Raw genomic sequence first — 26896 nt, 5'->3', positions numbered from 1 at the left:
CATACTCGAACTGCAGCGTTGAGGTATTTTCGTCATTGCAATGTCATCGACCTCGCGCCATATGCGCCAAAATGTAAACAAAGACGAGACTATGGCCGCAATCGACGTAGAAGAAAGAAAGAAGCCCGACCGCGTGGCTCGACCTTTGACGCCGGACAATGATCCGCGCCCGCTTTCGCAGGTCTTCAGGGACTTGTCGCTTGGTGCAACGACTCCGGTGTCTTTCGACGAACTCGAAGAAGCGTTTACAGATCGCAGTTTTGCCGCGCTCCTTACATTTTTTGCCATTTTGAATCTTATCCCGCTTCCACCAGGTACCGGGGTTATCACCGGTATTCCGCTTGTGCTCGTATCCGTTCAAATGGTGATGGGGCGTGAATCGGTTTGGCTTCCAACTTTCATGCGAACGAAAACCATTTCCCCTGACCGGTTCCGCTTGATATCCGCCAAAGTCGTTCCGTGGCTGGAATGGCTGGAAAAGTTTATCCGGCCGCGCAATTGGCCGTTTGGCCGCAAACAGGGTGATCGCTGGCTTGGTGCGTTTACCACCATTCTTGGTCTGTCTGTAGTTCTGCCAATGCCGCTATCCAACTGGCTGCCCGCTCTCGCTACCGCAATTATCGGCATCGCACTCTGCGAGCGTGACGGCAGATTGATGTTGGGCGGACTGATACTCGGTGTCGTCTCGATCGGCATCGTCACGGGCTTTGCCTTCGTTGCCGCGAACTTGCTTGCCTATGCCGCAACCTACTGGCCTTTCTGAACCGAATCCCTGTCGCAAAAACACCAATGATGCGCGTCGCATTTGAGTGCGCACGCGTCGTGAGATAGCAAGCTTAGCCCCTGATTTTCCGGCAAAAGGGTCGTCATCGGAGGATGAATTGCATGGCTGATCTCATTGTCGTTTATTGGCGGGATATTCCCGCTCAAGTGACCGTCAAAAAGGGACGCCAGGCAGCCAAGCGCGAGCTTCCGATTCGTTTCACCGAGGCCATCGACATGTGCGCGATGCGTATTGGTGCGAAAGACTCCGATACCTATCTGGCGGAATGGCGCCGCGGCACTCCGGTGCCTGTGAGTGATGATCTGGAGACCGAGGCGGATAGCGCCCTCGCCCGTATTGACAATGAATATGATCGGGAACGCCTTGTGGCGCTCGTAAAGGCAGGTGGACATGAGCATTCATGAATTCAAAGCGAAGTCGCAGCAGGATCAAATGACCAAGATCACAGCATCTATTGAAGTCGCGGCTCGCCAGGCTATCGAATCCCAGGATTTGCCTGGTTTGTTCCCGGCAGGTACCCGCGTCTACATCACAGACATGGGCACCGACAGCGTGGATACGCTGACATCTGCGGCAAAGCGCATTCATGAGCTTGGTTATAAGCCGGTCCCGCATTTCGCTTCACGCCGTCTGACGACGAAAGCAGCACTCGAAACTCGTGTTCGCCGAGCCGCACAAGAAGCTGGCGTGACCGACGTTCTCGTTATTGGTGGCGGCCTCGAGCGTCAGGCCGGTGAGTTCTCCTCGACGATGGAGGTGTTGGAGACTGGTTTCTTCGACAAATACGGCATCACCGAAATGGGCGTTGCCGGCCATCCCGAAGGCAGCCCGGAGTTTTCCGAGGCCGTCGCTATTGAAGCGCTGCGTTTGAAGAAAGACTTCGGCGAACGTACCGGTGCCAAGCTGCGAGTCGTTACCCAGTTCGGTTTCGATGCCGACCGCTTCATTCGCTATTCGGAATCGTTGCGCCAACATGGCGTCGACCTTCCCGTGCATCTCGGTGTTGCTGGCCCTGCCAAGATTACGACGCTGATCAAATATGCAGCCATGTGCGGTGTCGGCAATTCGATCAGCTTCCTGAAGAAGAATGCGCTGTCGCTGACAGCGCTCGCCACTAGTCATTCACCGGAAGGTGTTGTTGGCCCCATCGAACAACACATTTTGGCTAATCCGACATCTGCCATCAAGCAAATTCACATCTTCCCGTTCGGTGGATTGAAGAAGTCGTCTGAATGGCTTGTCGATCGCGGCTCATGGAATTTGAATACCGTACACTATTCTACAAACGCAGTCGCGAATTAAGGATCCTTGAATGACCCGTACGATCGTTGCTTCGGCAACCAGAGAAATAATCATCGGATTTGATCAGCCTTTCTGCGTCATCGGCGAGCGAATCAATCCGACCGGGCGTAAGAAGCTGGCCGCCGAAATGATCATGGGCAATTTCGATACAGTCATTAAGGATGCTTTAGAGCAGGTCGCCGCTGGCGCGACGATGCTGGACGTCAACGCGGGTGTCACTGCGGTGGATCCCAACGCGACGGAGCCGGGCCTTCTTGTTCAGACGCTTGAAATCGTGCAGAATCTGGTCGATGTCCCCTTGTCGATCGACAGTTCGGTAAGCGCTGCCATCGAGGCGGCATTGAAAGTCGCCAAGGGCCGTCCGCTGGTCAATTCCGTGACGGGTGAAGAGGAGAAGCTCGAAGCCATTCTCCCGCTCATCAAGAAGTACAATGTTCCGGTCGTTGCCATTTCGAACGACGAGACCGGCATTTCCATGGATCCGGACGTTCGTTTCGCCGTTGCCAAGAAGATCGTAGAGCGCGCCGCCGATTTCGGCATCCCGGCCCATGACATCGTGGTCGATCCACTGGTCATGCCGATCGGTGCGCTTGGTGATGCCGGTCGTCAGGTTTTCGCTCTGCTACGCCGTCTGCGCGAAGAATTGAAGGTTAACACCACCTGCGGCCTGTCGAACATTTCCTTCGGCCTGCCCCATCGTCACGGCATCAATGCCGGGTTCATTCCTATGGTGATTGGTGCGGGCATGACCTCGGCGATCATGAATCCTTGCCGTCCGCAGGAAATGGAAGCCGTTCATGCCGCTAATGTTCTCAACGGTACAGACGCCAATTGCACCTACTGGATCAAGAAATACCGCGACCACCAGCCGGCAGCAGCAGGAGCGGCACCTGCTGTGTCCGTCCCCGTAGATTCGGCTGGCGGTGGGCGTCGACGTGGCGGACGCGAGGCGCGGCGCGGCGCCGCAGGCTGACGATTTGCGTTACGCAAACTGACCAGCATAGAAAGGCGGGAGGCAACTAAACTGCCCCTCGCCTGAAAGTTTTGGAGTATCGATCGTGAACGCACCCGTCAAAGCACCAGAGGCGTCGGCAAAGGAAGCGCTCGTTCTCTTCATGCCATCGGGTAAACGCGGACGTTTCGCCGTTGGTACACCCATTTTGGAGGCCGCACGCACCCTGGGCGTATACGTTGAGAGCGTCTGCGGCGGCCGAGCAACCTGTGGACGCTGCCAGGTGGAAGTCCAGGAAGGCAGTTTCGCCAAGCACAAGATCGTCTCCTCGCTGGACCACATTTCCCCCAGAGGTCCGAAGGAAGATCGTTATGACCGGGTGCGCGGCCTGCCCGAAGGGCGCCGTCTCTCCTGTTCCGCCACGATACAGGGCGATCTCGTCGTTGATGTACCCCAGGATGTCCAGGTCAACGCGCAGGTGGTCCGCAAAGCCGCCACCGACCGTATTATCGAGCGCAATGCGGCCGTCCAGCTTTGCTATGTCGAGGTCGAGGAACCCGATATGCACAAACCGCTGGGCGATCTCGACCGCCTGAAAGCCGTGCTGGAAAAAGACTGGGGCTGGAAGGACCTGCTCATCGCACCGCATCTGATCCCCCAGGTTCAGGGCATTTTGCGGAAGGGCAACTGGGGCGTGACCGCCGCCATCCACCGTGACATGGATTCCTCGCGGCCCTTCATCATCGGTTTGTACCCAGGTCTGAAGAACGAGGCCTACGGCATAGCATGCGACATCGGCTCGACAACCATCGCTATGCATCTGGTTTCGCTGCTGTCTGGCCGCATCGTCGCGTCCTCTGGCACATCGAACCCGCAAATCCGCTTTGGCGAAGACCTGATGAGTCGCGTCTCCTATGTGATGATGAATCCCGACGGGCGCGAGGCGATGACCAAGGCCGTCCGCGAGGCAGTCAACAAGCTCATCGGCAAGGTCTGTGCGGAAGGCAATGTCGACCGGCACGATATTTTCGATTGTGTCTTCGTCGGCAATCCGATCATGCATCACCTGTTCCTCGGCATCGATCCGACTGAGCTCGGTCAGGCACCGTTCGCACTTGCCGTCTCTGGACCGCTGCAGTACTGGGCGCACGAGATCGACATCGAGGTCGCCCAGGGCGCGCGCCTCTATATGCTCCCCTGCATAGCCGGCCATGTCGGCGCCGACGCAGCGGGTGCCACGCTATCAGAGGGGCCTTACCGGCAGGACAAGATGATGCTGCTCGTTGACGTCGGCACCAACGCCGAGATTGTGCTTGGCAATAGCACCCGAGTGGTCGCCGCATCCTCGCCAACCGGCCCAGCCTTTGAAGGCGCCGAAATTTCGTCAGGACAACGCGCTGCCCCGGGCGCGATCGAGCGCGTGCGCATCGACCCGCAGACCCTCGAGCCGAAGTTCCGTGTGATCGGAGTCGACAAGTGGTCCGACGAGGACGGCTTTCAGGAGGCCGCCAAAACGATCGGGGTCACCGGGATCTGCGGCTCGGCGATCATCGAGGTGGTCGCGGAGATGTATCTTGCAGGCATCATTTCTGAAGACGGCGTCATTGATGGAACGATGGCTGAGCGTAGCCCGCGCATCATGGCTAACGGCCGTACCTTCTCTTACCTCCTGCGTGACGGCGAGCCGCGCATTACAGTCACACAGAACGACATCCGCGCCATTCAACTCGCCAAGGCGGCCCTTTATGCCGGCGTGAAGCTTCTGATGGAAAAGCAGGGCGTCGAGACGGTGGACACAATTCGTTTTGCAGGCGCCTTCGGCTCTTTCATCGATCCGAAATATGCCATGGTGCTCGGCCTCATTCCCGACTGCGAGTTGTCCGAAGTGAAGGCTGTGGGCAATGCGGCCGGCACGGGCGCACTAATGACACTGCTCAACCGCAACCATCGTCGCGAGATTGAAAGGGAAGTCGCCCTTATTGAGAAGATCGAGACTGCGCTGGAGCCGAACTTCCAGCAGCTGTTCGTGAATGCCATGGCGCTGCCTAACAAGATTGACCCCTTTCCAAAACTGTCGCAGGCAGTGGCGCTGCCGCCGCGCAAGAATGTCAGCGAGGATGGCGTTGCCGGCGATGCGGCGCCACGCCGGCGGTCGCGCGAGGAACGTGCGGCACGGCGCAACCGCGAATAACTTTGTCCTGCAGTCAATTTCCGCTATCACAAATCCATGATTGATTCCGGAAACAGCTTGCCATGATAGCCTGCTTTGACATTGGCGGTTCCGCCATCAAAGGCGCAATCGCCTACTCACCCGAAGATATAAGACCACTCCCAAAAATCCCGACGCCGCTGGACGATTTTGATGCGTTCGCATCGGCTATCGAAAAGATCGCAGCTGATGGCGGCGCTGACGCCAAAAGCTTGATATCGGTTTCAATCGCGGGGGTTGTTGATTCCGATACGGGCAAGATCACTTGCGCCAATATTCCCTGCATTCATGGCCGTACATTGGTTGCCGATCTGAGCGAGAAGCTACAAAGGCCCGTGCTCGTCGCCAATGATGCCGATTGCTTTGCGTTATCTGAAGCTGTTGTTGGTGCGGGACGCGGTCATCGCATTGTATTCGGTGTCATCCTTGGCACCGGTGTCGGCGGTGGCCTAATTATCAACGGCAAGATTCACGAAGGTGCTGGCGGCTTTGCTGGCGAATGGGGCCACGGCCCGGTATCCGCCACGCTTGCAGGTAATCCGCCCGTTGCCATTCCGCGCTATGTCTGCGGCTGCGGCCAGGTTGGTTGTGTTGATGCAGTGGGCGCGGCGCGCGGCATGGAAAGACTGCATGCTCACTTGCACGGCGTTGATCTGCCAAGTACCGCGATTATAGCTGCGTGGAATGCTGGCGACGCAGCGGCTGAACACACCATTGAAGTCTATATCGACATCGTCAGCAGCCCGCTCGCGATGACGATCAACATCGTTGGCGCGTCTATCGTACCCGTTGGCGGCGGGCTCGCCAATTCTGCAGAGCTCATCAAGCGTCTGGATGGAGCAGTTCGCGCACGCATCCTGCGGAAAACCGATAAACCACTGGTTGTTCCTGCGGAATTGAAGATTGAACCCGGCCTCGTCGGTGCGGGCGTTCTTGGGTTGATGGAAATAGCAAAATGAGCATCCTGCTCGAAGTCTGTGTCGACAGTCCCGCCGGATTGGCAGCGGCTATCGCGGGAGGAGCCGACCGCATTGAACTCTGTTCAGCGCTGGAACTGGGCGGGCTGACGCCGACATCGGGACTGGTTGGACAGGCTTCTGTCTCCCCGGTCCCCATATACGCCATGGTCCGTCCTCGTCCGGGCAATTTCGTTTTTGATGAAGCCGACATTGACGCAATGCTGCGCGAGATCGATGTGATGCGCGCCGCTGGGCTTGCTGGTGTGGTTTTCGGCGCCAACCTCACCAGTGGCCAACTGGACTATACGACGCTTGAACGCCTCATCAGACAATGCAGCGGTCTGGGTGTTACACTGCATCGCGCATTCGATCTTGTCCCGGATCTTGCTGAGGCCGTCAATATGGCAATCGACCTCGGATTTGAGCGATCTTGACTTCGGGTCGGTCATCGACCGCGCTTGCCGGGATCGACGACCTGGAAGCGACATTCGAACTTGCTGCGCGCCGAATCAAGATCATGCCTGGTTCCGGTGTGAACATTGGCAATATCGATACTTTGAGGAATCGCATTCCGCTTGAAGAAATCCACTCATCTTGCGGCGCGACCGCGCCCGTGCTCAGCGAAGAGGCAAAGCGGCTCGGCTTCGAAAGTGCATCACAGAAGCAGACGAGTTTGGAGCTCGTCAGGGCATTGAAACATTATTGCGCTAGCAGATAAGAGACCTTTTGAGAATTCAACCTGATGAGTGAGCTGGTGTGATTTTCGAGAACCGAAGCGCAGCGGACTCATTGGTCCGTGAGCATCGGAAGCGCAGAAAATCGTATCAGATGACCATCAGGATGGATTGGCAAAGGTCTCTAGCAGCTAAGCTTGCCCGTCCGCTCATACCCCTCAAAATAAACCCGCAGATGCTGTGCGACAGCTTTGACATGAGCGCCTGCATTCTTCGCAACGAGCATGCCGAGCCTGGATTCGCCGAGTGGTGGCAGACCGTGCTCGGCGCCGAGCTGTACCATGTTGTCCTCCAAAAGGAATTTCGAAAAAGGTGCAACGGCAAGATCCGCAACGATTGCCGCACGCTGGCCCATCGTATGGGCGCTCATATAGGCAACGCGATATTCACGGCCCGCACTTTCCAGCGCACTGATCGCGTTAGCGCGCCAGATGCACCCCTCTTCCCACATTGAAAGCGGCAGTGGGGTGCGCTCATGGGCCGTCCCACATTTGGCTCCGGCCCAGATGATCTCCTCAGTCATGAGGACTTCTATGTCATCCATCTTGGCCAAGGTCTCGTTGACATTGACCAAGGTGACATCCAAACGTTGCTCGTCAAGGCGTTTGCGCAGACTATTGCTTTGATCGATGACCACATCAACGGTTACATCCGGGTGAGATTCCGCAAAACGCTTCAAGACAAACGGAAGTACCCGCTCGCCAATATCGTCTGGCGCACCGAGCCGAACGACGCCGGAAACCGTCGGTGCTATAAATTTCGCCACTGTCTCGCGATTGAGCGCCAGCATGCGCCTTGCATAACCAAGGAGAACCTCGCCGCTTGGTGTCAGTTTGACCGAACGCGCGTCCCGTTCGAGCAGCACATGGCCCAAGGTCTCCTCCAGCTTCTTGATCTGCATGGAAACAGCCGACGGGGTACGAAACACAGCATTTGCAGCGCTCGAAAAACTGCCTGTCTCCGCAATCATTGCAAAGGTACGCAATACATCTAGGTCGAGGATTGGAATGGGATGATGCATCGGGGCTGACATGGCGCATTCTCCTTCATCAATTTTTCTGAAACATAGTGTTTCATAATTTCGTTTGATTGAACATCAACTTGGCGCGATAGTCAAGTTCATCAAAGGACATCGTGCAAAACAATGCCCTTGTTGAAAAAGGAGAAGGAAAATGAGCACTTGCGAGAACCTGTATCAGAGCGACACAAGAAGTTTCGCTGAACGACTTGCGGCCTATATCGCGGAGTACACGACTCACGTGGTTGCGCGAATCAGAACCACACACGAAGTTTTCATCCGGGAACGCCGCTTGCGCGCTACGGAAATGGCGCTTGACGGACTTCCGGAGAACATGCGTTGCGACATCGGCTGGCCAGACCTCTATGAGCGCCAAGTCAGCGAATGCAATGAGCTAAAGAATTCACGGTCGTAGATCATGAAGCAGCCAACTCAAGGGAGCAGATAACGGTCTATCTGCTCCCTTTTATCATATGTGATACCTGCGCTTTTGCGACACAGGTTATCGCCCTTCCATTTAGAATAATTCTATGGTTCTATCTGCAAAAAAGCTCTCGAGACCACGCCCGTAAGTTGAAGCTATTACTTCAGTTGCGACATGGCCTTAAAGCCAAATACGGGAACCTGGAATTACCATGGATCACATCGGTCTCAATAAGCGCTCATTCGTTTTCTTTCTCGTGCCCAATTTTTCGATGATCGCATTTGCGACAGCGATCGAACCGCTGCGCATCGCAAATCGCATGCTTGGATATGAAGCCTATCGCTGGCGTCTGGCCTCTGTGGATGCGAAGCCGGTCACCGCCTCGAATGGTGTGGAATGCGCCGCGAACACATCCTTGGAAGACGAGAGACGGTACCTGACTGGCGAAGAAAGACCATCCATGGTCTTTGTGTGCGCGGGTATTCATGTCGAAAAATTCCACAACAAATCAGTCTTTGCCTGGCTTCGCGAAGAATTCAACCGCGGCGTCGCCGTTGGCGGGCTGTGCACCGGAGCGCATATTCTAGCAGCGGCTGGCTTGCTATCTGGCAAGCGGTGCGCGATCCATTGGGAGAATCTACCAGGTTTCGCTGAAGCCTTCCCAAAGGCTGATGTGTATGCTGACCTGTTCGAGGTTGACGGCAATATCTACACTTGCGCCGGCGGTACGGCCGCACTGGACATGATGCTCAAGCTCATCGGCGATGATTTCGGCGACAATATCGTCAATCGTGTCTGTGAACAGGCACTGACTGATCGCGTACGCAGCCCACACGACCGTCAGAGACTGCCATTACGCGCGCGACTCGGTGTGCAAAACTCCAAGGTTCTGACAATAATCGAATTGATGGAGGCGCGGCTTTCCGAGCCATTGTCATTGATCGAGATTGCCGATCATGTTGGCCTTTCACGCCGCCAGATCGAGCGCCTCTTCCGCCAGGAAATGGGCCGCTCGCCAGCCCGCTACTATCTGGAGATCCGCTTGGATCGTGCCCGGCACCTGCTGATTCAGTCGTCGATGCCCATCGTGGAGGTGGCGGTTGCATGCGGATTTGTGTCGGCATCGCATTTTTCCAAATGCTACCGTGAACTCTATGGACGCTCTCCGCAGCAGGAACGCGCCGATCGCAAGCAGTTGATTGCAGCGTAATTTATCTCGATTCCCAATCCTGCATCCGCCTCTGCCATATTCGCTCGCCTGAAAGGCAATCGATTTGCGGCTTGTCCTGGGCCAGGATCAGCGGCAACGTCTGTGACGGCAGCCAATCTGCTTTCAGCGTGGTAGGAGTATCGCCCGCCAATTCCAACACCAGTTTCCGGCGCACAGCCTCCGGAAACTGATCCCAGGAATTGACCGGGACCATGAAAGCACCCGGCCCGCCGATGACGCAGCTGCTGTAATAGAGATCGAGGTCCTTCACGGCCCAGTCGGAGTAGAAATCTCCACGTGTCATCAACGGCAACCCGTTGATCGTAATGCCCTTGGCAATCGCCTGATCGCGAGCGTCAGCTACTGGGCGACCATTGTTGTTCGCGCCATCGCCCGAAATATCGATAACTCTTCGCGAGGCTTTGAAGCCATTGTTGTCAAAGAGGGTACTGGAAAAATCGATAGCCCCTGAGATCGATGTACGACTTTGCGTTGCGGGAATTGGCTGGTCGAGCGCATCCGCAAGCTTTTCCGCAGAGTCGGCGCCATCAACCAACGTCCAGGGAACGATAATTCGTTGTACGTTCGATCCAGCCCACTCAACATAAGTAATGGCCACACGGCCGTGAATACCGTCGCGTATGGCATCGACGACGTCCTTGCGCCGAAGCGCCGCGACATAGCCATCGCGTTGAATCTTCTGCTCGAAAGTTTCCATGGATCGGGATGCGTCGACGGCCAAAACCAGCTCGACATCGACATCGGTCTCTGCTGTTTGAGCATGCGTTTGAGAACTGGCCAATAACGCCGCCAGTGTTAGAAAACTGCTGAAAGCCGTCCTTCGCGATGACATAGACTAAAGTGTAACTCAAATCGCAGGAACGCAAAGCCACTTCCAGCGCGATCACATTCTGTTGAACAAGGCGCTAAAGCAAGAATGGCGCCCTTTGGCGCCATTCTCAAGGTCGGTGTTCAACAGGTTTAAGCCTTCAAGCGCTCATTTTCGGCATCGAAAGGCGATTCCAGAATCACGGTCGCTTTATGTGTTTTTCCCAATATCTTTATCTCGACCTGAGTGCCGAGAGCAGAGTACTCGGGCTTCACCATCGCAAGCGCTATGCTTTTTCCCAGGCGCCAGCCAAAACCTCCATGGGTAGCCCGGCCAATCAGTTCGCCATTCACGTATATCGGTTCACTGCCGCGTGCATCGACGTCCGATATCCCTGGAACATGCACTTCCAGCGTGACGAAGTTCCATTTCAAGCCATTTTCACGCGCCTTGACCACAGCGTCACGTCCGATGAACTCTCCCTTGTTGGGATGAACGAAGCGATCGAGACCGCTTTCAAACGCATTGTACTCGATAGACAATTCGCGGGGGATCAAGCGATACGACTTTTCTATCGCCATCGCTGTCATTGCACGGATACCGAAGGGCTTGATACCGAATTGAGCGCCAGCTTCGAGCAATAGATCATAGATAGTGTTCTGCTGTTCAATTGTATGGTGTAGTTCCCAGCCGAGCTCGCCAACGAAATTGACCCGCAACGCATGCGCTGTCCCCGTACCGACGCTGATTTCCTTGCCGGAAAGCCACGGAAACGCCTCGTTGGACAGATCGGCACGCGTTAGTTTCTCCAGAACCTGGCGGCTCTTGGGTCCTGCCAGAACGAGAACGCCATACATCTGTGTAATAGGACGCAAGACTACCGAGCCATCATTCGGCAGCAGCTTGTGCAGATAATCGTGGTCATGATTTTCGTAAGCGCCCGCCGAGACGAGATAGAACTTTCCTGGTGACCACTCATAGACTGTGAATTCCGAACGAACCCCGCCAAGTGGGGTCAAGAGATGGCAAAGTGCGATGCGACCCTGCTTTTTCGGTATGCGGTTGGCGAGTATCGAGTCAAGCCAGCCGCGGGCGCCCGGTCCGGACACTTCCATCTTGGCAAAGGCCGACATGTCGAGAAGTCCGACATTGTTCGTCACGTTCTTGATCTCGTGACCGACATGTTCGAAATAGTTGGAACGCCGGAACGACCAGAGCTCCTCGACCTTGCCGTCAGCATCGGGTTTCGGATGATTGTGGTTCATCAGCACATCCGGCTTGTCTAGTTTGGCAACGTCGAGCCCGTAACCTTGCGGTGCGAACCAATTGGCGCGCTCCCAGCCATAAACAGTTCCGAACACGGCACCGAGTTGCTTCTGGCGATCATAGGAGGGCGAACGCTTCAAGGGCCGGGCAGCACCTCGCTCCTCGTCTGGGTAATGAACCGAGAAAACCTCGGCATAAGCCTCTTCATTCTTTTCTTTCAGGTAACCTTCGGTCGCGTAGGGACCGAAGCGGCGCGGATCGACGCCCATCATGTCGATGGAGGGTTCGCCCTCGACGATCCACTCGGCCAGCTGCCAGCCGGCACCGCCGGCAGCGGTGACACCAAAGGAGTGTCCTTCATTCAACCAGAAGTTTTTAAGGCGTGGCGCAGGTCCAATGATGGGCGAGCCATCGGGGGTATAGGCGATGGCGCCATTATAAACCTTCTTGATACCGACTTCACCAAATGCCGGAACACGCGCAATCGCGGTTTCGATATGCGGTTCGAGGCGGTCGAGGTCTTCCTGGAACAATTCATATTCGCTGGCATCCGAAGGGCCATCGACGTAGCAGACGGGGGCTCCGCGCTCGTATGGTCCAAGCAGCAAGCCGCCATTTTCTTCGCGCATATACCAGGAACTGTCGCTTTCGCGCAAAACACCCATTTCGGGCAAGCCTTTTGCCTTCCGCTCAAGAATTGCCGGGTGCGGCTCGGTCACGATATACTGATGCTCGACGGGAATAACCGGCACATCGAGGCCGACCATCTTTCCGGTCTTGCGGGCAAAGTTGCCGGTTGCGGACACCACATGTTCCGCGGTGATGTCACCCTTGTCGGTCTTTACCAGCCATTGGCCGGACGGCAATTGTTCGATGCCAAGCACGGTCGTATAGCGATAGATTGTTGCACCAAGATCGCGCGCACCCTTGGCGAGCGCCTGCGTCAGATCGGCCGGCTGGATATAGCCATCTTCCGGATGTTGGATAGCGCCAATAATTCCGTCCATCTCGGCAAGCGGCCATATCTCCTTGACCTGTTCGGGCGTCAAGAGTTTCACCGGAACGCCGATCGTTTCGGCCACTCCCGCATAATACATATATTCGTCCCAACGATCCTGCGTGCGAGCGAGGCGAATATTACTGCAATTGGTGAAGCCGACATTCATGCCGGTCTCTTCCTGCAGTTCCTGATAGAACTTGACCGAATATTTGTGAATCTGGCCAACAGAATAGCTCATGTTGAACAAGGGCAGCAGACCGGCAGCGTGCCACGTTGAACCGGATGTCAGTTCCTTGCGCTCGATCAGGACAACATCACTCCAGCCCTTCTTGGCCAGATGATAGAGTGTCGAAACACCTACTACCCCACCGCCGATAACGACAACACGCGCCTCAGTCTTCATTTCACTCTGTCCTTTGGTATCGATCGATGGCCGGAACGGCTCCAACAATTTTTTGCACTATGGCGTTTCGTATGTCCATCGCTAAGGCCTGTTTGCGACATGGCGAAAACACGCCGCGACGCGTAATAAACAGGCCGTATTTTATAGGAGCATTCGATAAATTTCGGGCGGGCGTTTAACGCAATGTGGAGGATTAAAGCTCTAAGGATAGTGGTCACGCGCCGCGGAACCTGAGTCGAATGCCGGATATTTCCAGAAGCTCCACCAGAACCTCAGCACAAATATTCTCGCCATTGGCGTTGCTTGCGCTGTTTCTCGTGTGTCTGGCAGTCCTTGTGTCCCTTCCCTTGGTGATTCCAATCGGCCCGATGTACTGGGATACCTATATCTATCTCGATGCGGCCCAGCGCATAAAACTTGGCCAGGTGCCGGCTGTGGATTTTCTCGCACCCGTCGGCGCCCTTGAATACTATCAGTTCTACTGGCTTCAGGGACTTTTCCCCGGCGGGCAGCCTACGTTGATTGCACAATGGTCCGTGCTGATTTCTGCCGCACCTTTGATGGCGATCATTCTTGCTGAAATCGACAAGAAGAGCCGAAAGATCGCCTTTGCGATCCTTGTTCCATTTCTTGTTTTTGCGCTGTGCCCGACCAACACACAGAGCTTTCATTCTTATCCCGGTGTCAACGGTTTCGGCATTTACAATCGCCACACCTCCCTTTTGCTCTATGTTCTCGTCAGCGCACTGGTTTTCTTGCCGAATAGCCGAAAGCTCGCCATCATCGCGTCGTTGACGATGCTTGCGCTGTTCTTCACCAAGATAACGGGTTTTTTGGCAGGGGGAATGATCGGTCTCGTTGCCATCCTCTCAGGCCGTCTCCTATGGCGCCAGGTATTGCTAGCACTATGCATCTTTGCCGTGACGCTTCTGGTACTCGAGTTCAATCATGCAATGGTGTCCGCCTATGTCGAGAGCATCGCAGCGCTGGTCAGGTTAAACGAGGGCCTGCTTCTGCCTCGCTTTCTGACTGTTTTTTCAATCAAGCTCGACGTCATCCTTGCGGCGGCAAGTCTGATACTTTTCCTGTTCTGGCAAGACTGGAATCTTCTTACAGACGACCCTTGTCACAATCTTCGCAAGAAACCGGCAACAGCGAATATCGCCGTTCTGCTCGATCGCGATTGGCTGTGGATCGGCGTCACGCTGGTTGCTGGTATATTCCTTGAGACGCAGAATACCGGCAGCCAGGAATTCATCTTCCTCTGGCCGGTTCTTCTCGCGGTGCTGCTCAAAACACCGAAATTGCCGGAAAGACGTCGACTGATTGTTTATTGTCTCGTCGCGTTTACCGCGATCCCAACGATCACCAAGGTTGTACAGGGCACCCTGCGCGTTGTCGCCGTTGCGCCGACCTATGTGACAGCACCAGTGACCGATGTAAAAACGATGGGCCTCGTTTCTACCCGCAAGGATATCATGGAACGGGTGAACCTGCTGGAGGCCCATTATGCCTCGAACGCCGAGGCCTACAACCAGCTGGCGGAGGCGGGACAACTGCCGAGCTGGCAGCTCTATTCTGAACTTGACTACCAGATGTTCTGGGTGGTCTCCGCCGATCGCGCCGTCAAGGCGCTCAAGCAGTTCGAAAGCCAGAACGGCGTCCATCTGAACAGTTTGATGACACTGGATTTCGTCAATCCGTTTCCGTGGATACTCGATCGGGATGCAAGCCGAAATGTTCAGATTGGTGCCGACCCATTCCGCACTGTCGGCGATCTGACAGAAGCGGAAGAAACCTCTCTGCGCCAGACGGATGGCGTTTTGCGCCCGTCCTGCCCGACAACCAGCGCGCGGCTTTCCCTGCAGCGTATCTATGAGAAAGCCTTGGCGGACCGGATCGTCGTGAAGCTTGATGATTGCTGGGATCTGCTGCTCCGGCCGGGCATCAAGCTTTCCGGCCAATCCTGACAACAGATAGCCGGACCAAAGCCCGGCTATCTCTAGACTTCTGATCTTACTTTACCTGTGCTTTGACGAAGTCTTTGACGATACGAACGATACCGCGTGACAGCACGTCATCGAGCGCTTTGATGAATGCGTCCACGTGTTCCCGGCCGCAAATCAGTGGCGGCTCCAGGCGGATAACATTTCGATTGTACTCGGTGAATGCGACCAGCACTCCATGATCGCGCAAGAGGTGGCTGCCGATAAACCCCGGAAGCGAACCCTTCAGCTTGTCATCCAGCACAGCAAGCACGGGGCGCAGCACCATTGGAACCGTCTTGGAGAAATCGTGGAATTCGAGACCGACCATCAGGCCCTTGCCACGTACGTCCTTGATCATCGTCGGATATTTGACTTTGAGATCTTCGAGCTTTTGCAACAGATAGTCGCCTGTTGCTGCAGCGTTATCGATCAGATGTTCGTCGTAGAGAATGTTCATCGCTTCGATTGAAGTGACGCAGGCTTCACCAATCCCGCCAAATGTGGCCATGGCGTGGATCATTGCTGTCTTGGGCGTGCCATAGGCCTTCATATAGACCTCCCGCCGGGCGATCATCGCGCCGACAGCCGCCTTGCCGCCGCCCAATGATTTGGCCAAGGCGGTCACATCGGGCACGACGCCCGTATGTTCGAAAGCATAAAATCGGCCCGAGCGCCCGAAGCCACACTGGACCTCGTCGGCAACCCAAAGCACGCCATACTGATCGCATAGCGCGCGCAGCTTTTGCCAATACTCCTTCGGCGCCTGAATGATCCCACCACCGCCCTGGATGGTTTCCAATACAGTGACACCGATTTCAGGATCGGAGCGGAAAGCACTCTCAACTGCGTCAATATCGCCAAAAGGAACACGAACCGTATTTTCCACCAGTTTGAACTCACCGCGATAGAGCCCTCCATCGGTAATCGAGAGAACGCCCTTGGTTTTGCCATGGAATGAATTCTCGGCATAAACGATCTTGGGTTTTTTTGGGCCGGCGGCGCGTTCGGCAACCTTTATCGCCGCCTCCATTGCCTCCGATCCCGACGATCCGAGGAACACCATGTCGAGATCGCCAGGTGAGCATGCGGCGAGATTGTGTGCCAGGGCGGACGCATATTGCGACATGAAGGCGATGGCTATTTCCTGGCGCTGTTCATCCTGAAATTTCTTGCGCGCCCCGACAATCCGCGGGTGATTATGGCCGAAAGCAAGAGAGCCGAAGCCGCCAAAGAAATCGAGAATGGCCCGGCCGTTTTGATCATAGTAAAACATGCCTTCCGCGCGATCGATCTTCACCTTGTGGAAACCGAGAAGCTTCATGAAATGCAGCTGGCCGGGATTGAGATGTCTGGTAAAAAGCTCCGTCATGCGCGGCAGCGTCATGGCCTTGGCCTCTTCGACCGTGAGCAAGTCTGGCTTTCCTATAAGTCCCTGGACCGCCTCGTGCTGTGATGCCGCTGTAACCTTGTTCATCGCCATTCCCCGTTATTCCGCCGCTATCGACGATGGTTGCTGCACGGCTTTGCCGTCTTTGATGTTGCGATACTCCTTATACGCTGCAATCAGCATATCCTCATCGCGATATTGCGGGACCCAGCCCAGTTGACGCTCCGCTTTCGACACGTCGAGTACGCACATTTCGTCCGCGATCAAATATTGTTCCGGATCCATGATCGGCTTGTTCATCCAGTCGAAAAAGTCGAGTGTGCGTTTTACCGCCCAGGCAGGTGTCGGCAGCAGGATCGATTTCGATCCTGCGAATTTCACCAGGTCGCCGAGCAGTTTGCGAACAGGCGGCGGGTTCAGCGAGCCGAGATTATATGCCTCATTTGGCACGCCTGCCTTCCATGCTGCACGTGCCGCTTCAGCGCAATCGAAGACCGAAATAAACTGATAAGGGTTCTTGCCGGAGCCAATCATCGGTACCGGCAGGTTGTAATCGACCAATTTGAACAACTTTTCGAGGATACCAAGACGGCCCGGCCCAATGATCAGGCGTGGGCGAAACAGGGAGATATTCATTCCGCGCATGCGCCATTCGGCGGCCAGTTCCTCGGTTTTCAATTTCGACATTCCATATTCACCAAGCGGCGCCGCCGGGTGGTCTTCGGTCTGGGGCCAGACATAGGTGTGGCCATAGATCATGTCGGTCGTATAGTGCACGAGCTTCCTGGCACCCGCCTTGTCCATCGCCTTGATAATGTTCTCGGTGCCGAAGTAATTGACCGGAAAGAAGAAATCGTGCCGCTTCGCCCGGACCTGTAGCGGCGAAAGCATCTTGGCTGACAGGTTGTAGACCATGTCGTCGGCCTTGATACCGACTGCAGTGATGGACTTCGGTTCGGTCACGTCGCATTTGACGAATGTCGCATCGCCATAGTGGGACAGATCGCTCTCGGCGATATCCGCCACAATGACTTCCTCTCCCTCGGCAACCAGTTTCGGTGCCAGATGCCGCCCGACGAAACCGTCGCCACCAAAAATAATGTGTCTCATTTATTTCAACTCACTTACGAGGATGTTGTGGAAGCTGGTGGCGTTTGCTCACCGGGCGTTTCGTGACGTCCGCTCTGGGCGATCAGAATGGTTCCGATCATGATGAAGGCGATGCCCGCAATCTTGAACGTTCCAAGTTCCTCTTTGAACACTGCCCAGGCAAATAGTGCGACCGCAACATAGGCAAGGCTCAGAAACGGATAGGCAAACGAAAGATCGACTTTGGAAAGCACATAAAGATGTGAGGCCATGGAGATGACGAACATCGTCAATCCGGCGAAGACCCAAGGATTGAAAATGATCTGGAATATCCGCTGGATGATCGTATCGGCGCTGAAGCTGACCGGCCCCAGCGTTATCATGCCGTATTTCAGGATGACTTGCGCAGCCGCATTGGTCATGACGGTAAACAGGATGAACGGAATATATTTTGTCATGTCAGAACGGCCCCTCTAGTTGGTCGAGTGCATAGCAAAGCTGCGTTGAAAAGACCCCAAGTACATTGATAAAATTTGACGCATCATGCACTTCCACCTGCCAGTGCGGTTCGCGCCCAAAAATTGGAGTTGAATGCAGGGTCCCGCTCCTTCTCCAGTTCTTGCCATTCCGGAAATCCGGCCTTGAACACTGCGGAGCTCATGCGTTGGTCCTTGTAGGGATTGACCCTCCCCTCCGCGTCGATCGTCATGGCATCGAGGCGCTCCAGCAGGGCCAAGGTGCGCGCTCCGCGATTGGAAAAATCAACCGTCAAGGTATAGCCCACCCGCGGAAACGACATGATCCCGGGTGAAGTGACGTCCCCGAAACGTTTGAGCACAGTCAGAAATGAGCTCTGTCCCGCCTCGCGCGTAGCGGCCAGCATCTGTGGAATTACAATTGATGCGGCATCTTCCGGAATAACACTTTGATGTTGATACAGCCCGGTCCTTCCATAAAGCCGATTCCAGTTCGAGACACTGTCGAGTGGATAGAAGAAGGTCTGGTAGCTGGTGAGATGAGGTTTCCGCTTGCGGCTTTGAGAATGAGAGTAGCAGGCGTTGAACAGTTTGAGGCTCGGATAATTCAGTGCCGATATGGGAAGCTCGAAAGGCACGCTCAGCCTGGATTCCTCCGTTGTGGCCGCAAAACGTCCATTTTCTGCATGATTTCCTGTGAGAAGAACGCCGCGTCCTGCACGTCTCCCTGAAGTCAATTGATCGACCCAGGCAACAGCATATTCATTGTCATCGTCGGCCTGCGGCGCTATTTCGAAATATTCGGCAAGGTTTGCAAACGGCTTTACGCTCTCCACCACATCAAGCGAATTCACTTTCATCAATCTGATGCTGGCAGAAAGGATAATGCCTGTTAACCCAAGCCCTCCGATTGTAGCGGCAAACAATTTTGAATGCGTCGATGCAGAACAAGTGACAACTGTTCCATCCGATTTCAACAGATCGAATCGTTCGACATGGCAGCCAAACGTGCCGCGGCGATGATGGTTTTTACCATGCACGTCGTTGGCGATCGCGCCACCCAGCGTAATAAAACGCGTACCCGGCGTCACCGGCAGAAAATATCCGTGCGCCGCGGCGAGCACAATTATATCGGACAACATCAGGCCAGCTTCGGCGGTGAAAAGACCCGATTGCGGATCGAATGAGATCAGCTCGTCGTTTCCCCGCATATCGACCAGCGTGCCACCATCATTGTGACAGCTGTCGCCATAGGATTTGCCATTGCCGAACGGCAAAAACCCATCCCGCTCCGGATTACCACTTTCGAAAATCTGTCGCGCGGCATCGAGCGAGATCGCAGCACGCGGATGCCTGTCGATAAGCCCGAAACTGTCATAGCCAGCCATCATGAGCGCATGCCACCATAGAGCAGCAACGCCGCGCCGATTGCTATAACGATCTGACTACGCCAGTCAGAAATAATGAACACGACAGGATCGTCGTGCATCTCACCGCGATGCGCCAGAATCCAGATGCGGATGTTGAGATAGAGCACGATTGGACAAAGCGGCCAAATCAACCACGGATATGAGTAGAGACTGACCACAGCATCGCTGTTTACGTAGAGAGCCAGGACAAGTGCAGCGGCAAAGGCTGACGAGACGCCGCATTGCGCCACGACCTCACGATCGGCCTGTCGGTATCCCCTGCCCGCAATGCGGTTCTTTTCGACAAGTGCAGTGTTCTGCAGTTCGACATAACGTTTGACGAGCGCGAGTGAAAGAAAGAAGAACGACGAAAACGCCAGCAGCCAGAATGAACCCTCGATCTGATTTGCCGCTGAACCCGCTAGGATACGAAGCGTATAGAGGCCCGCCAGCGTCAGGACATCGATCAGCAACATGCGCTTCAGCGATAGCGAGTAAGCAGTCGTCGAAATGAGATAGACCAGCAGCACGGCGCTAAACACCCACGGCAATTGCGTGGCAAGCAGACCGGCGAAGGCCAGCAGCGCGATAGCAACTTTTAGGCCGAAGGAAATAGAGAACAGGCCGCTGGCAAAAGCCCTATTCCTCTTTCGAGCATGCTGGCGGTCCAACGGAAGATCAAACAAATCATTGACGATATAGATGGCCGAGGCAGCGAATGAGAAAGCAAAGAAAGCAATGATCGCGTTGACTAGAACCTGCCAATTCATGATCTCGTGATCGAGTATCGGCGGAACAAAAATCAGCGTGTTCTTCATCCATTGATGCACCCGCAACATCCTGGCGAAGGTTTTCCAATCGGTCTTCGGCGCTTCAAACAATTTCGCGGAATGTGTACGCTGCCATTTTGCTGCGGCCCGATCCGGTGCGACGACGACCGCTTCGCTTGCCGCATCAAACACTGGAACATCTGCTCGGCTGTTTCCTGCATAAGCAAACTTGACGTCACCGAAAGTCTCGAGCAGAAATTTGGTCTTGTGCATAGACGTCAGGTTGCGCCTTTCATCGGTTGCATAGACCGCATCGAACAAACCTAGATATGCGGCAATACTATCGGCGAACTTGCGCGCTGCACCTGTCGCAAGCACCAGCCTTCGCCCCTTGTGGTGCTCCTCGCGCAGATAAGCGACGAACTCCCCATGGTAAGGGAGTATCGCCGGGTCGATAGCGACGCGCAGCGATATCTGATGTTTGAGATGACCTTTTCCTTTTAAAGCCCAAAGGGGCAGAAGAAAGAGATAGAGCATATTCACTTTAAGCAGTTGAAACGTACTTTCCCATAGAAGATCAGTGGCTATTAGCGTGCCGTCGAGATCTACTACGAGGTCAACAGTCTTGTTGTCAGAACGAGCATCCACCACAACACATCCCTGAAATCATGCGTCTATTAGAGCGGGCAAGAATATTGCCTATCAGTCGATGATTTATCGGGAAAGTAAAAATGAAAAGTGAAGTTGGTTTTGCCGCACGAACGATAATTTGAAAAGTAATACGAACAGTGAATGAAGCATTAAAAACCGGCTGAAAATTGGCTCCAGCCGGTTCGTGAACTTCGCGTGTAGCGCTGCAAATCGCTAGCTTACTTGATCGAAATCTTACCGCCCTTGATTTCAACGGTCTCGCTGCCTTTCAGGGCTTCGCGATCACCGTTGGGAAACGTAACGAAGCAACCACCGTTGCAGAACTCGACAGTCTCGCCGGCACCAACCTGCAATTCGGTTTTGCTGGAGCCTTCAGTAACAACGATGGTCTGGGCGCTGGCCTCGTCGTTTTTGACGCTGGCGGCAGCTGCTGATCCAGCGGAAACTGCAGACAGAAGAATGGCAACAACAAACTTGTTCATGTTTCTACGGTGTTTCCACCGCCTCTGTTAAGGAACCTCAACGGGCTCTTTGACAACTGTTATAGCGGGATCAAGTTGAACGGCAACTGAACGACCGGCGGTTTTTCAGATCTGGCCGCCCCGTGACCATCGATGAACCATTTTCGATTGTGGATATGCCCAAATGACCCGGACGATATGGATGCAACAACCCAATCATCTAAACTGGTCGGTAGAGCGACATTGCTTGACGTTATGGTTACGATGCAGACAATAATTTGATAGTAGCTTACTATAATGAAGAATATAATCCGGGCGTGAAGTATTTTTCTTAATGTGCATCCCAACGTTTATATTCCTGTCGTCAACCTTGACCAGTCGCGGCACTTTCTGTTGATTGGTCCTTCGAAGCAAACTACTCGCAAGCCACTCGTTTCGCCATCGAGACAAACATGATAATCAAATGCCCCTATTGCGGACCTCGAGATGTCATCGAATTCACCTATCAAGGTGATGCAACGCGTAAACGACCAGACCCGGCATCCATCGATCAGGACGCATGGAATTCCTACGTCTTTGATCGCACCAACCCCAGCGGTCCCCATCGGGAGTTCTGGCTTCATACGGGCGGTTGCCGCCAGCATCTTCTTGTCACGCGCGATATAGCAAGTCATACGATTTCGTCCGTTATGTTTGCGCGTGATACAGTGAGCGGTGACCGTTCATGACGGGTTCACGGCTATCGAAGGGTGGACGGATCGACCGCTCCAAGTCTATTCGATTCACGTTCGACGGAAGGGCCTATAGCGGACATCCGGGAGACACGCTGGCTTCCGCGCTCCTTGGCAATGGCGTTACGCTTTTCGGACGCTCGTTCAAATATCACCGCCCGCGCGGTGTGTTCGCCGCTGGTAGCGATGAGCCGAACGCCCTCGTCACCGTTCTTTCTGGCGATGTACGCGAGCCGAACGTCCGGGCTACAGAACTTGAGATTTTTGACGGTCTGGTCACCATTAGTCAAAATCGCTTTCCGTCGCTGGAACATGACTTCATGGCCCTCAACCAATTGGCCGGACCCCTGTTTTCGGCAGGATTTTACTACAAGACATTCATGGGACCGGCGATCGGCCCGCTGAAAGGCACACGTTTCTGGATGTTCTGCGAGAGGTTTATCCGCCGGGCAGCCGGACTGGGCAAAGCAGGCACGGCCCCGGACCCAGACCGCTACGAGCGCATGAACGCCTTTTGTGATGTCCTTGTCGTCGGCAGCGGTCCTGCCGGCCTGATTGCTGCAGAGGCCGCCGCCGCAACGGGCGCACGCGTCATCATCGCGGAGGAACGCCCGCTACCCGGCGGTTCACTGCTTGGCTCCGGCGAGATGATCGATGGACGCGACCCCGCCGTCTGGGCTCGCGAAAAGGCTGACGCTTTGGCGAATCTGCCGAATGTACGGTTCCTGACCAGGACGTCGGTCTGGGGTTACTACGACGGCAATATTCTCACAGCCGTCGAACATGTTTCTGATTACAAGCCGAACCGGACGAAGGGCCTGCCACGCCAGCGCCATTGGGTGATTCGTAGCGGCAAGGTAATTTTGGCGACTGGCGCATTCGAGCGTCCGATCGTTTTCCCCGGCAATGACTGTCCAGGTGTCATGCTCGCCGATGCGGTGCGCCGCTATGCGGTCGAATACGGTGTCGCGGCCGGAAATAACGTCACTCTCTTCACCAATAATGACAGCGCTTATGATGCGGCCCGAGCGCTCTCTATTGCCGGTGTCAATGTTACCGCGATCATCGATGTTCGCTCTGACGTATCCGGCACGTGCAGGGATATCGCGAGTGTAGCCGGAGCGGAGCTGCTTCTCGGTCATGCCGTTACAGCGACCCATGCTGGCAAGACGCTGAGTTCGATCTCGGTACAGCATTTCAACGCGGAGACCGGCCGCGTTTCAGGCGCGCCTCGCGAAATCAGGACCGATTGTCTTGGTGTTTCGGGTGGCTGGTCGCCCGCCATCCACCTTGCAAGTCAGGCAGGCGGCAAGCCTGAATGGGATGAGGATCTTCAGGCTTTCCTGCCGCCGGAGCCAAACCAGAACTGGGTGATGACGGGTTCCGCAGCCGGTTACATGGATACAATCAGCGTCATGTCCGACGCGGCAACCAAGGGTTCCGCCAAGAGCAGGCTCATTCTCCCTCGGGTCGAAGCGCCGATGCTGGATTCGTCGCCCGCGCCGGTGTTCGAAATCGAGCCCGCGGTTAAATCCCAGAAAGCCTTCGTCGATTTTCAGCATGATGTCACGGCGGACGATATTCGTCTCGCCTACCGCGAAGGATTTCACTCGGTCGAGCATCTGAAGCGTTATACCACGCTAGGGATGGCGACCGATCAGGGCAAGACCTCCAATGTTCCCGGCCTTGCCATCATGGCCGACGTGCGCGGTATCTCGATTCCTGAAGCGGGTACAACACGGTTCCGTCCGCCATTCACACCGGTTTCTTTAGGTACCCTGGCTGGCGAAAGATATGGAGATTTGCGTCCGCATCGTCTGACGCCCATGCATGATTGGCATCTGGCAAACGGCGCGAAAACCTATGAAGCTGGCCTCTGGCACCGCCCGATGATTTATTCCAGCCATGGCGAAACAATTGAACAGGCGTACATACGCGAGGCAAGGGCAGTTCGTGAGAGTGTCGGCATCGTCGATGTTTCGACGCTGGGCAAAATCGATATACAAGGTCCCGATGCGGCGGAACTCCTTGACCGCGTTTACACCAACATGTTTTCCACCCTGCCGGTAGGCAAGGCGCGTTATGGTCTGATGCTGCGCGAAGATGGCATTGCCTTCGACGACGGCACAACCTGGCGCCTTGGCGAAACACAGTTCCTGATGACGACGACCACCGCCAACGCCGGCCCGGTCATGCAGCATCTGGAATATTATCTCGACTGTATTTGGCCGGAGTTGCGCGTCCACCTGACCTCGGTCACCGACGTGTGGGCAGGTTCAGCCGTCTCTGGTCCGAAGTCGCGCGCTGTACTTGAGGCCTGCGTGACTGGATCAAAAGTTGATAATGACACCCTGCCCTTCATGGGCATTGTTCACGGCAAAATCGCCGATGTGCCGGTCATGATCTGCCGCCTGTCGTTCTCCGGGGAGCTTGCCTACGAAGTTTATTGTGGCGCCGGGTATGGGACACGCGTCTGGGAAGCGCTCCTCGCTGCCGGCAAGCCCTTTGAGATCATCCCCTACGGACTTGAAGCCCTCGGGACGCTGCGTATTGAAAAAGGTCATGTCACCGGTGCCGAAATCGATGGCAGAACCACGGCGCATGACCTGCATCTCGACTGGATGCTGTCGAAGAGGAAGCCATATATCGGCTCCGCCATGATAAATCGTGAAGGGCTCAAGGATGAAAACCGCTTGTCGCTCGTGGGTTTGATTTCGCTCGACAATCAATCGATCAATGGTGGCAGCCACATCGTAACCGACCCTAACCCGCGCGAACCCGCCGACAGTTTTGGTCACGTTACAGCAGCGTGTTACTCACCGGCGCTTCGCAAATATATCGCACTTGCACTGGTAAAGCACGGCACGTCAATGATTGGCAATCGCGCCTTCGCGACAGACCTGCTCCGCGACAAACATTGCGCAGTAGAGATCGTCAGTCACCACATGTTCGATCCAGAAGGAAGCCGGATGCATGGCTGAACCTCAATCTCCACTCGGCACAACCTTCATTCCAGGCGATCATGGCAATTCCGCCGCCGGTGTTGGTGTCACACTGCGCGAGCGAAAAAACCTCTCGACCATTCAGGTCACAGCATGGCCGGATACGATACCCATCGTGCTGACCGCAATCGGCAGTGCAACGGGTCTTGTTCTTCAGAATAAGCCGGGTCTCGGTCGCGTTGCAGGCGAAAAATCTGTCTTTGGCTTTGCGCCCGGTCGTTATTTCGTCGTTAGCGCTACACCTGATCTCGAATCCCGGTTGCGCTCCGCCATCTCTCCGGAACTCGGGACGATGGTTGACCTCACCCATGGCCGCACCGTCATTCGGATCAGCGGACCGCGCTCGGAATGGATATTGTCGAAACTCTTTGCCATCGACTTCTCCGAGCATGCCTTCCCCATCGCTTACGGCCGCGCCACGTTGCATCACGATATTCATGCCAACATCCAGCGGATCGATGACGAGACTTTCGATGTCTACGTGTTCCGCACCTTTGCCCGCTCGTTTTGGCAAACGTTGGGACATGCGGCGGAGGAAGTCGGTTACCGCGTGGAATAGAGTTATTTGAAAGCGAACAGGTCTTCGTCCGGATCGCCCGTCCGGGTTATAAGACCGCGAACGAGTTGCGCCGCGACCATCGAGAATGTGATGCCATTCCCCCCATAGCCGAGGACGGCAAAGCATCGATCCATTTTTGGGATGGCGCCGACGGTCGGCAAACCCGTTGTGCTTGAGCCAAAGCTTCCAGCCCAGGCGTAGTCCGCCTTTGCGGTGACCTGTGGAAACAGCTTCTTGAGTTTTGCCAGGATAGCCTTGGTTTTCGCTGGCAATTTCGCGTCGCGCTTTTCCTCATCCTCGAATTCTTCATCTTCGCCACCGACGATGATCCGCCCGTCTTGAGTCGTGCGCATATAGAGATAGGGGTCCGAGGCTTCCCAGATCAGGCATTGTTCGGGCCACAGCTTTTGCTTCTGGGGCGGCGTCGCCAGCGCCCAGGTAGAAATGATCTGGTGCCCCTTCTGCGGCACCTGCTCGGATATTTCATAGCCCGTTGTGAAAACAAAATAATCGCAGCGTATTTTTCGCCCCTCCTTTGTAGCCGCGATTATGTCATGCGACCTTGGTTCGACCGACACGATTTCAACCGGTGCGAAGATCTTGGCGCCACGCGAGATTGCAACGTTCAGATAACCAAGTGCCAGTTTGCGCGGATTGACTTCAATATTATCGAAATTCATCAATGCCGCCGGGTGATCAATGCGAAACCTGGTTTTTAGTTCGTCATGCTGCAGTAGTCTTGTTTCAAAGCCCGCCCGACCACGAGCCAACAACTCTTTCTGCAAGCCCTCCTCATCGAGAAGATCGCCTGCAAGGTAGAGCGAATCTCTATCTTGCATCTCGCAGTGTATGCCAAGCTCATGGGTCCTTTCGCGCAGGGCATCAACCGCAAGTTTCGATCGCCGCCAAGCGCGCTCGGCATCATTCCGGCCTATCTGCTGAACAAGCTGATGCAATGGCGTGTCGATCTCGAATTGCAGCAGTGCAGTGCTTGCAGGCGTTGAACCGGTCACGGGCTTTCGTCTGTCAAAAATCGCAACCGAATACCCGGCTTCACTCAAGCTTTCGGCCATCAAAGCACCACTTATGCCCGCGCCAACAACCGCGATGTCGATTGTAATATCCTCAAGTAGCAGGTTGAACTCGACGTCCGAGGCCCGTCGGCTAAGCCAGATGGGCTGGCCGGTTCGCAGATTCCGATGCTGTGTTGTCATGAAAGGTTCCGGGGACGAGGCATGATCGAGCCGAACGGCCGAATGTGTCCTTTGGTTCCTTTTCGTCCG

The 26896-nt window shown here is 55.2% G+C and carries 22 protein-coding genes and 1 pseudogene; 13 read left to right on the top strand and 10 right to left on the bottom strand.

The window, feature by feature from the left end; translation table 11 throughout:
- The first annotated feature begins 91 nt into the window (after positions 1 to 91).
- The 7 genes and pseudogenes from N8E88_RS24665 to N8E88_RS24635 all read left to right on the top strand — a co-directional run bounded on the left by N8E88_RS24665 (position 92) and on the right by N8E88_RS24635 (position 6924).
- The gene (locus N8E88_RS24665; protein ID WP_262292888.1) at positions 92 to 763 is read left to right on the top strand and encodes an exopolysaccharide biosynthesis protein; all 672 of its coding nucleotides are present in this window, start codon (positions 92 to 94) and stop codon (positions 761 to 763) included.
- 122 nt (positions 764 to 885) lie between these two features.
- Positions 886 to 1188: a virulence factor gene (locus N8E88_RS24660; RefSeq protein ID WP_114428715.1), complete on the top strand. Its 303-nt coding sequence runs from the start codon at positions 886 to 888 to the stop codon at positions 1186 to 1188.
- A 28-nt stretch (positions 1189 to 1216) separates the two neighbouring features.
- Entirely contained in the window at positions 1217 to 2086 is an 870-nt protein-coding gene (locus N8E88_RS24655) for a methylenetetrahydrofolate reductase (RefSeq protein WP_262292887.1), read from the top strand.
- A 10-nt stretch (positions 2087 to 2096) separates the two neighbouring features.
- The gene (locus N8E88_RS24650) at positions 2097 to 3059 is read left to right on the top strand and encodes a methyltetrahydrofolate cobalamin methyltransferase (RefSeq protein ID WP_262292886.1); all 963 of its coding nucleotides are present in this window, start codon (positions 2097 to 2099) and stop codon (positions 3057 to 3059) included.
- A 142-nt stretch (positions 3060 to 3201) separates the two neighbouring features.
- On the top strand, positions 3202 to 5229 hold the full coding sequence (locus N8E88_RS24645; protein ID WP_262295609.1) for an ASKHA domain-containing protein: 2028 nt from the start codon (positions 3202 to 3204) through the stop codon (positions 5227 to 5229).
- A 62-nt stretch (positions 5230 to 5291) separates the two neighbouring features.
- Positions 5292 to 6206 (top strand): ROK family protein, encoded by a 915-nt coding sequence (locus N8E88_RS24640; RefSeq protein ID WP_262292885.1) that lies wholly within the window; start codon positions 5292 to 5294, stop codon positions 6204 to 6206.
- A pseudogene (locus tag N8E88_RS24635) lies at positions 6203 to 6924 on the top strand (copper homeostasis protein CutC). Before N8E88_RS24640 ends, N8E88_RS24635 begins: the two are co-directional and overlap by 4 nt.
- 140 nt (positions 6925 to 7064) lie before the next feature.
- Here N8E88_RS24635 and N8E88_RS24630 read toward each other — a convergent pair.
- Entirely contained in the window at positions 7065 to 7973 is a 909-nt protein-coding gene (locus tag N8E88_RS24630; protein ID WP_262292884.1) for a LysR family transcriptional regulator, read from the bottom strand.
- A gap of 139 nt (positions 7974 to 8112) precedes the next feature.
- Between N8E88_RS24630 and N8E88_RS24625 the strand changes: the two genes are divergently transcribed.
- Positions 8113 to 8373, top strand: a complete 261-nt coding sequence (locus N8E88_RS24625) for a hypothetical protein (RefSeq protein WP_262292883.1) — start codon at positions 8113 to 8115, stop codon at positions 8371 to 8373.
- Positions 8374 to 8593: 220 nt separating this feature from the next.
- Positions 8594 to 9592, top strand: a complete 999-nt coding sequence (locus N8E88_RS24620; protein ID WP_112528712.1) for a GlxA family transcriptional regulator — start codon at positions 8594 to 8596, stop codon at positions 9590 to 9592.
- A gap of 1 nt (position 9593) precedes the next feature.
- Here the strand turns inward: N8E88_RS24620 and N8E88_RS24615 are convergent, their stop codons facing one another.
- Entirely contained in the window at positions 9594 to 10445 is an 852-nt protein-coding gene (locus N8E88_RS24615) for a DUF1194 domain-containing protein (RefSeq protein ID WP_410010611.1), read from the bottom strand.
- A 128-nt stretch (positions 10446 to 10573) separates the two neighbouring features.
- On the bottom strand, positions 10574 to 13090 hold the full coding sequence (locus N8E88_RS24610) for a GcvT family protein (RefSeq protein WP_262292881.1): 2517 nt from the start codon (positions 13088 to 13090) through the stop codon (positions 10574 to 10576).
- Between the two features lie 239 nt (positions 13091 to 13329).
- Here N8E88_RS24610 and N8E88_RS24605 point away from each other — a divergent pair, with 239 nt between their 5' ends.
- Entirely contained in the window at positions 13330 to 15060 is a 1731-nt protein-coding gene (locus N8E88_RS24605; RefSeq protein WP_262292880.1) for a hypothetical protein, read from the top strand.
- Positions 15061 to 15106: 46 nt separating this feature from the next.
- On the opposite strand, the gene N8E88_RS24600 is transcribed toward N8E88_RS24605, so the two are convergent.
- From N8E88_RS24600 to N8E88_RS24575, 6 genes are all read right to left on the bottom strand, one after another.
- Positions 15107 to 16552 carry an aspartate aminotransferase family protein gene (locus N8E88_RS24600; RefSeq protein WP_262292879.1) on the bottom strand — a complete coding sequence of 482 codons (1446 nt, stop codon included), beginning with the start codon at positions 16550 to 16552 and terminating at the stop codon, positions 15107 to 15109.
- Between the two features lie 12 nt (positions 16553 to 16564).
- Entirely contained in the window at positions 16565 to 17575 is a 1011-nt protein-coding gene (locus tag N8E88_RS24595; RefSeq protein WP_262292878.1) for an NAD-dependent epimerase/dehydratase family protein, read from the bottom strand.
- Positions 17576 to 17589: 14 nt separating this feature from the next.
- Positions 17590 to 18012 (bottom strand): EamA family transporter, encoded by a 423-nt coding sequence (locus N8E88_RS24590; protein ID WP_262292877.1) that lies wholly within the window; start codon positions 18010 to 18012, stop codon positions 17590 to 17592.
- Positions 18013 to 18095: 83 nt separating this feature from the next.
- Positions 18096 to 19421 (bottom strand): FAD-binding oxidoreductase, encoded by a 1326-nt coding sequence (locus tag N8E88_RS24585; RefSeq protein WP_262292876.1) that lies wholly within the window; start codon positions 19419 to 19421, stop codon positions 18096 to 18098.
- Positions 19418 to 20857, bottom strand: coding sequence for a UbiA family prenyltransferase (locus N8E88_RS24580; protein WP_262292875.1), 1440 nt, complete (start codon positions 20855 to 20857; stop codon positions 19418 to 19420). The genes N8E88_RS24585 and N8E88_RS24580 overlap by 4 nt, the downstream gene beginning before the upstream one ends.
- Positions 20858 to 21078: 221 nt before the next feature.
- Complete coding sequence (locus N8E88_RS24575; protein ID WP_262292874.1) at positions 21079 to 21342, bottom strand: hypothetical protein; 264 nt, start codon at positions 21340 to 21342, stop codon at positions 21079 to 21081.
- Positions 21343 to 21773: 431 nt separating this feature from the next.
- Here N8E88_RS24575 and N8E88_RS24570 point away from each other — a divergent pair, with 431 nt between their 5' ends.
- The 3 genes from N8E88_RS24570 to N8E88_RS24560 are packed head-to-tail and all read left to right on the top strand — an operon-like array spanning position 21774 to position 25613.
- A complete protein-coding gene (locus N8E88_RS24570) occupies positions 21774 to 22049 on the top strand; it encodes a sarcosine oxidase subunit delta (RefSeq protein WP_262292873.1) in 276 nt (91 codons plus the stop codon).
- Complete coding sequence (locus N8E88_RS24565; RefSeq protein WP_262292872.1) at positions 22046 to 25033, top strand: sarcosine oxidase subunit alpha family protein; 2988 nt, start codon at positions 22046 to 22048, stop codon at positions 25031 to 25033. Before N8E88_RS24570 ends, N8E88_RS24565 begins: the two co-directional genes overlap by 4 nt.
- Complete coding sequence (locus tag N8E88_RS24560; RefSeq protein WP_262292871.1) at positions 25026 to 25613, top strand: sarcosine oxidase subunit gamma; 588 nt, start codon at positions 25026 to 25028, stop codon at positions 25611 to 25613. The genes N8E88_RS24565 and N8E88_RS24560 overlap by 8 nt, the downstream gene beginning before the upstream one ends.
- A gap of 2 nt (positions 25614 to 25615) precedes the next feature.
- On the opposite strand, the gene N8E88_RS24555 is transcribed toward N8E88_RS24560, so the two are convergent.
- Complete coding sequence (locus N8E88_RS24555; RefSeq protein ID WP_262292870.1) at positions 25616 to 26827, bottom strand: NAD(P)/FAD-dependent oxidoreductase; 1212 nt, start codon at positions 26825 to 26827, stop codon at positions 25616 to 25618.
- Between the last annotated feature and the right edge of the window lie 69 nt (positions 26828 to 26896).

It is taken from the genome of Phyllobacterium zundukense (assembly GCF_025452195.1).
Classification (GTDB): domain Bacteria; phylum Pseudomonadota; class Alphaproteobacteria; order Rhizobiales; family Rhizobiaceae; genus Phyllobacterium; species Phyllobacterium zundukense_A.
This window is presented reverse-complemented; position numbering and strand designations above follow the sequence as displayed.

What these genes read in the sequence shown, in the direction of transcription:
- N8E88_RS24665 (WP_262292888.1), top strand. Translation starts at nt 92, where the DNA reads ATGGCCGCAATCGACGTAGAAGAAAGAAAGAAGCCCGACCGCGTGGCT.
- N8E88_RS24660 (WP_114428715.1), top strand. Translation starts at nt 886, where the DNA reads ATGGCTGATCTCATTGTCGTTTATTGGCGGGATATTCCCGCTCAAGTG.
- N8E88_RS24655 (WP_262292887.1), top strand. Translation starts at nt 1,217, where the DNA reads ATGACCAAGATCACAGCATCTATTGAAGTCGCGGCTCGCCAGGCTATC.
- N8E88_RS24650 (WP_262292886.1), top strand. Translation starts at nt 2,097, where the DNA reads ATGACCCGTACGATCGTTGCTTCGGCAACCAGAGAAATAATCATCGGA.
- N8E88_RS24645 (WP_262295609.1), top strand. Translation starts at nt 3,202, where the DNA reads ATGCCATCGGGTAAACGCGGACGTTTCGCCGTTGGTACACCCATTTTG.
- N8E88_RS24640 (WP_262292885.1), top strand. Translation starts at nt 5,292, where the DNA reads ATGATAGCCTGCTTTGACATTGGCGGTTCCGCCATCAAAGGCGCAATC.
- N8E88_RS24630 (WP_262292884.1), bottom strand. Translation starts at nt 7,973, where the DNA reads ATGTCAGCCCCGATGCATCATCCCATTCCAATCCTCGACCTAGATGTA.
- N8E88_RS24625 (WP_262292883.1), top strand. Translation starts at nt 8,113, where the DNA reads ATGAGCACTTGCGAGAACCTGTATCAGAGCGACACAAGAAGTTTCGCT.
- N8E88_RS24620 (WP_112528712.1), top strand. Translation starts at nt 8,594, where the DNA reads ATGGATCACATCGGTCTCAATAAGCGCTCATTCGTTTTCTTTCTCGTG.
- N8E88_RS24615 (WP_410010611.1), bottom strand. Translation starts at nt 10,445, where the DNA reads ATGTCATCGCGAAGGACGGCTTTCAGCAGTTTTCTAACACTGGCGGCG.
- N8E88_RS24610 (WP_262292881.1), bottom strand. Translation starts at nt 13,090, where the DNA reads ATGAAGACTGAGGCGCGTGTTGTCGTTATCGGCGGTGGGGTAGTAGGT.
- N8E88_RS24605 (WP_262292880.1), top strand. Translation starts at nt 13,330, where the DNA reads ATGCCGGATATTTCCAGAAGCTCCACCAGAACCTCAGCACAAATATTC.
- N8E88_RS24600 (WP_262292879.1), bottom strand. Translation starts at nt 16,552, where the DNA reads ATGAACAAGGTTACAGCGGCATCACAGCACGAGGCGGTCCAGGGACTT.
- N8E88_RS24595 (WP_262292878.1), bottom strand. Translation starts at nt 17,575, where the DNA reads ATGAGACACATTATTTTTGGTGGCGACGGTTTCGTCGGGCGGCATCTG.
- N8E88_RS24590 (WP_262292877.1), bottom strand. Translation starts at nt 18,012, where the DNA reads ATGACAAAATATATTCCGTTCATCCTGTTTACCGTCATGACCAATGCG.
- N8E88_RS24585 (WP_262292876.1), bottom strand. Translation starts at nt 19,421, where the DNA reads ATGATGGCTGGCTATGACAGTTTCGGGCTTATCGACAGGCATCCGCGT.
- N8E88_RS24575 (WP_262292874.1), bottom strand. Translation starts at nt 21,342, where the DNA reads ATGAACAAGTTTGTTGTTGCCATTCTTCTGTCTGCAGTTTCCGCTGGA.
- N8E88_RS24570 (WP_262292873.1), top strand. Translation starts at nt 21,774, where the DNA reads ATGATAATCAAATGCCCCTATTGCGGACCTCGAGATGTCATCGAATTC.
- N8E88_RS24565 (WP_262292872.1), top strand. Translation starts at nt 22,046, where the DNA reads ATGACGGGTTCACGGCTATCGAAGGGTGGACGGATCGACCGCTCCAAG.
- N8E88_RS24560 (WP_262292871.1), top strand. Translation starts at nt 25,026, where the DNA reads ATGGCTGAACCTCAATCTCCACTCGGCACAACCTTCATTCCAGGCGAT.
- N8E88_RS24555 (WP_262292870.1), bottom strand. Translation starts at nt 26,827, where the DNA reads ATGACAACACAGCATCGGAATCTGCGAACCGGCCAGCCCATCTGGCTT.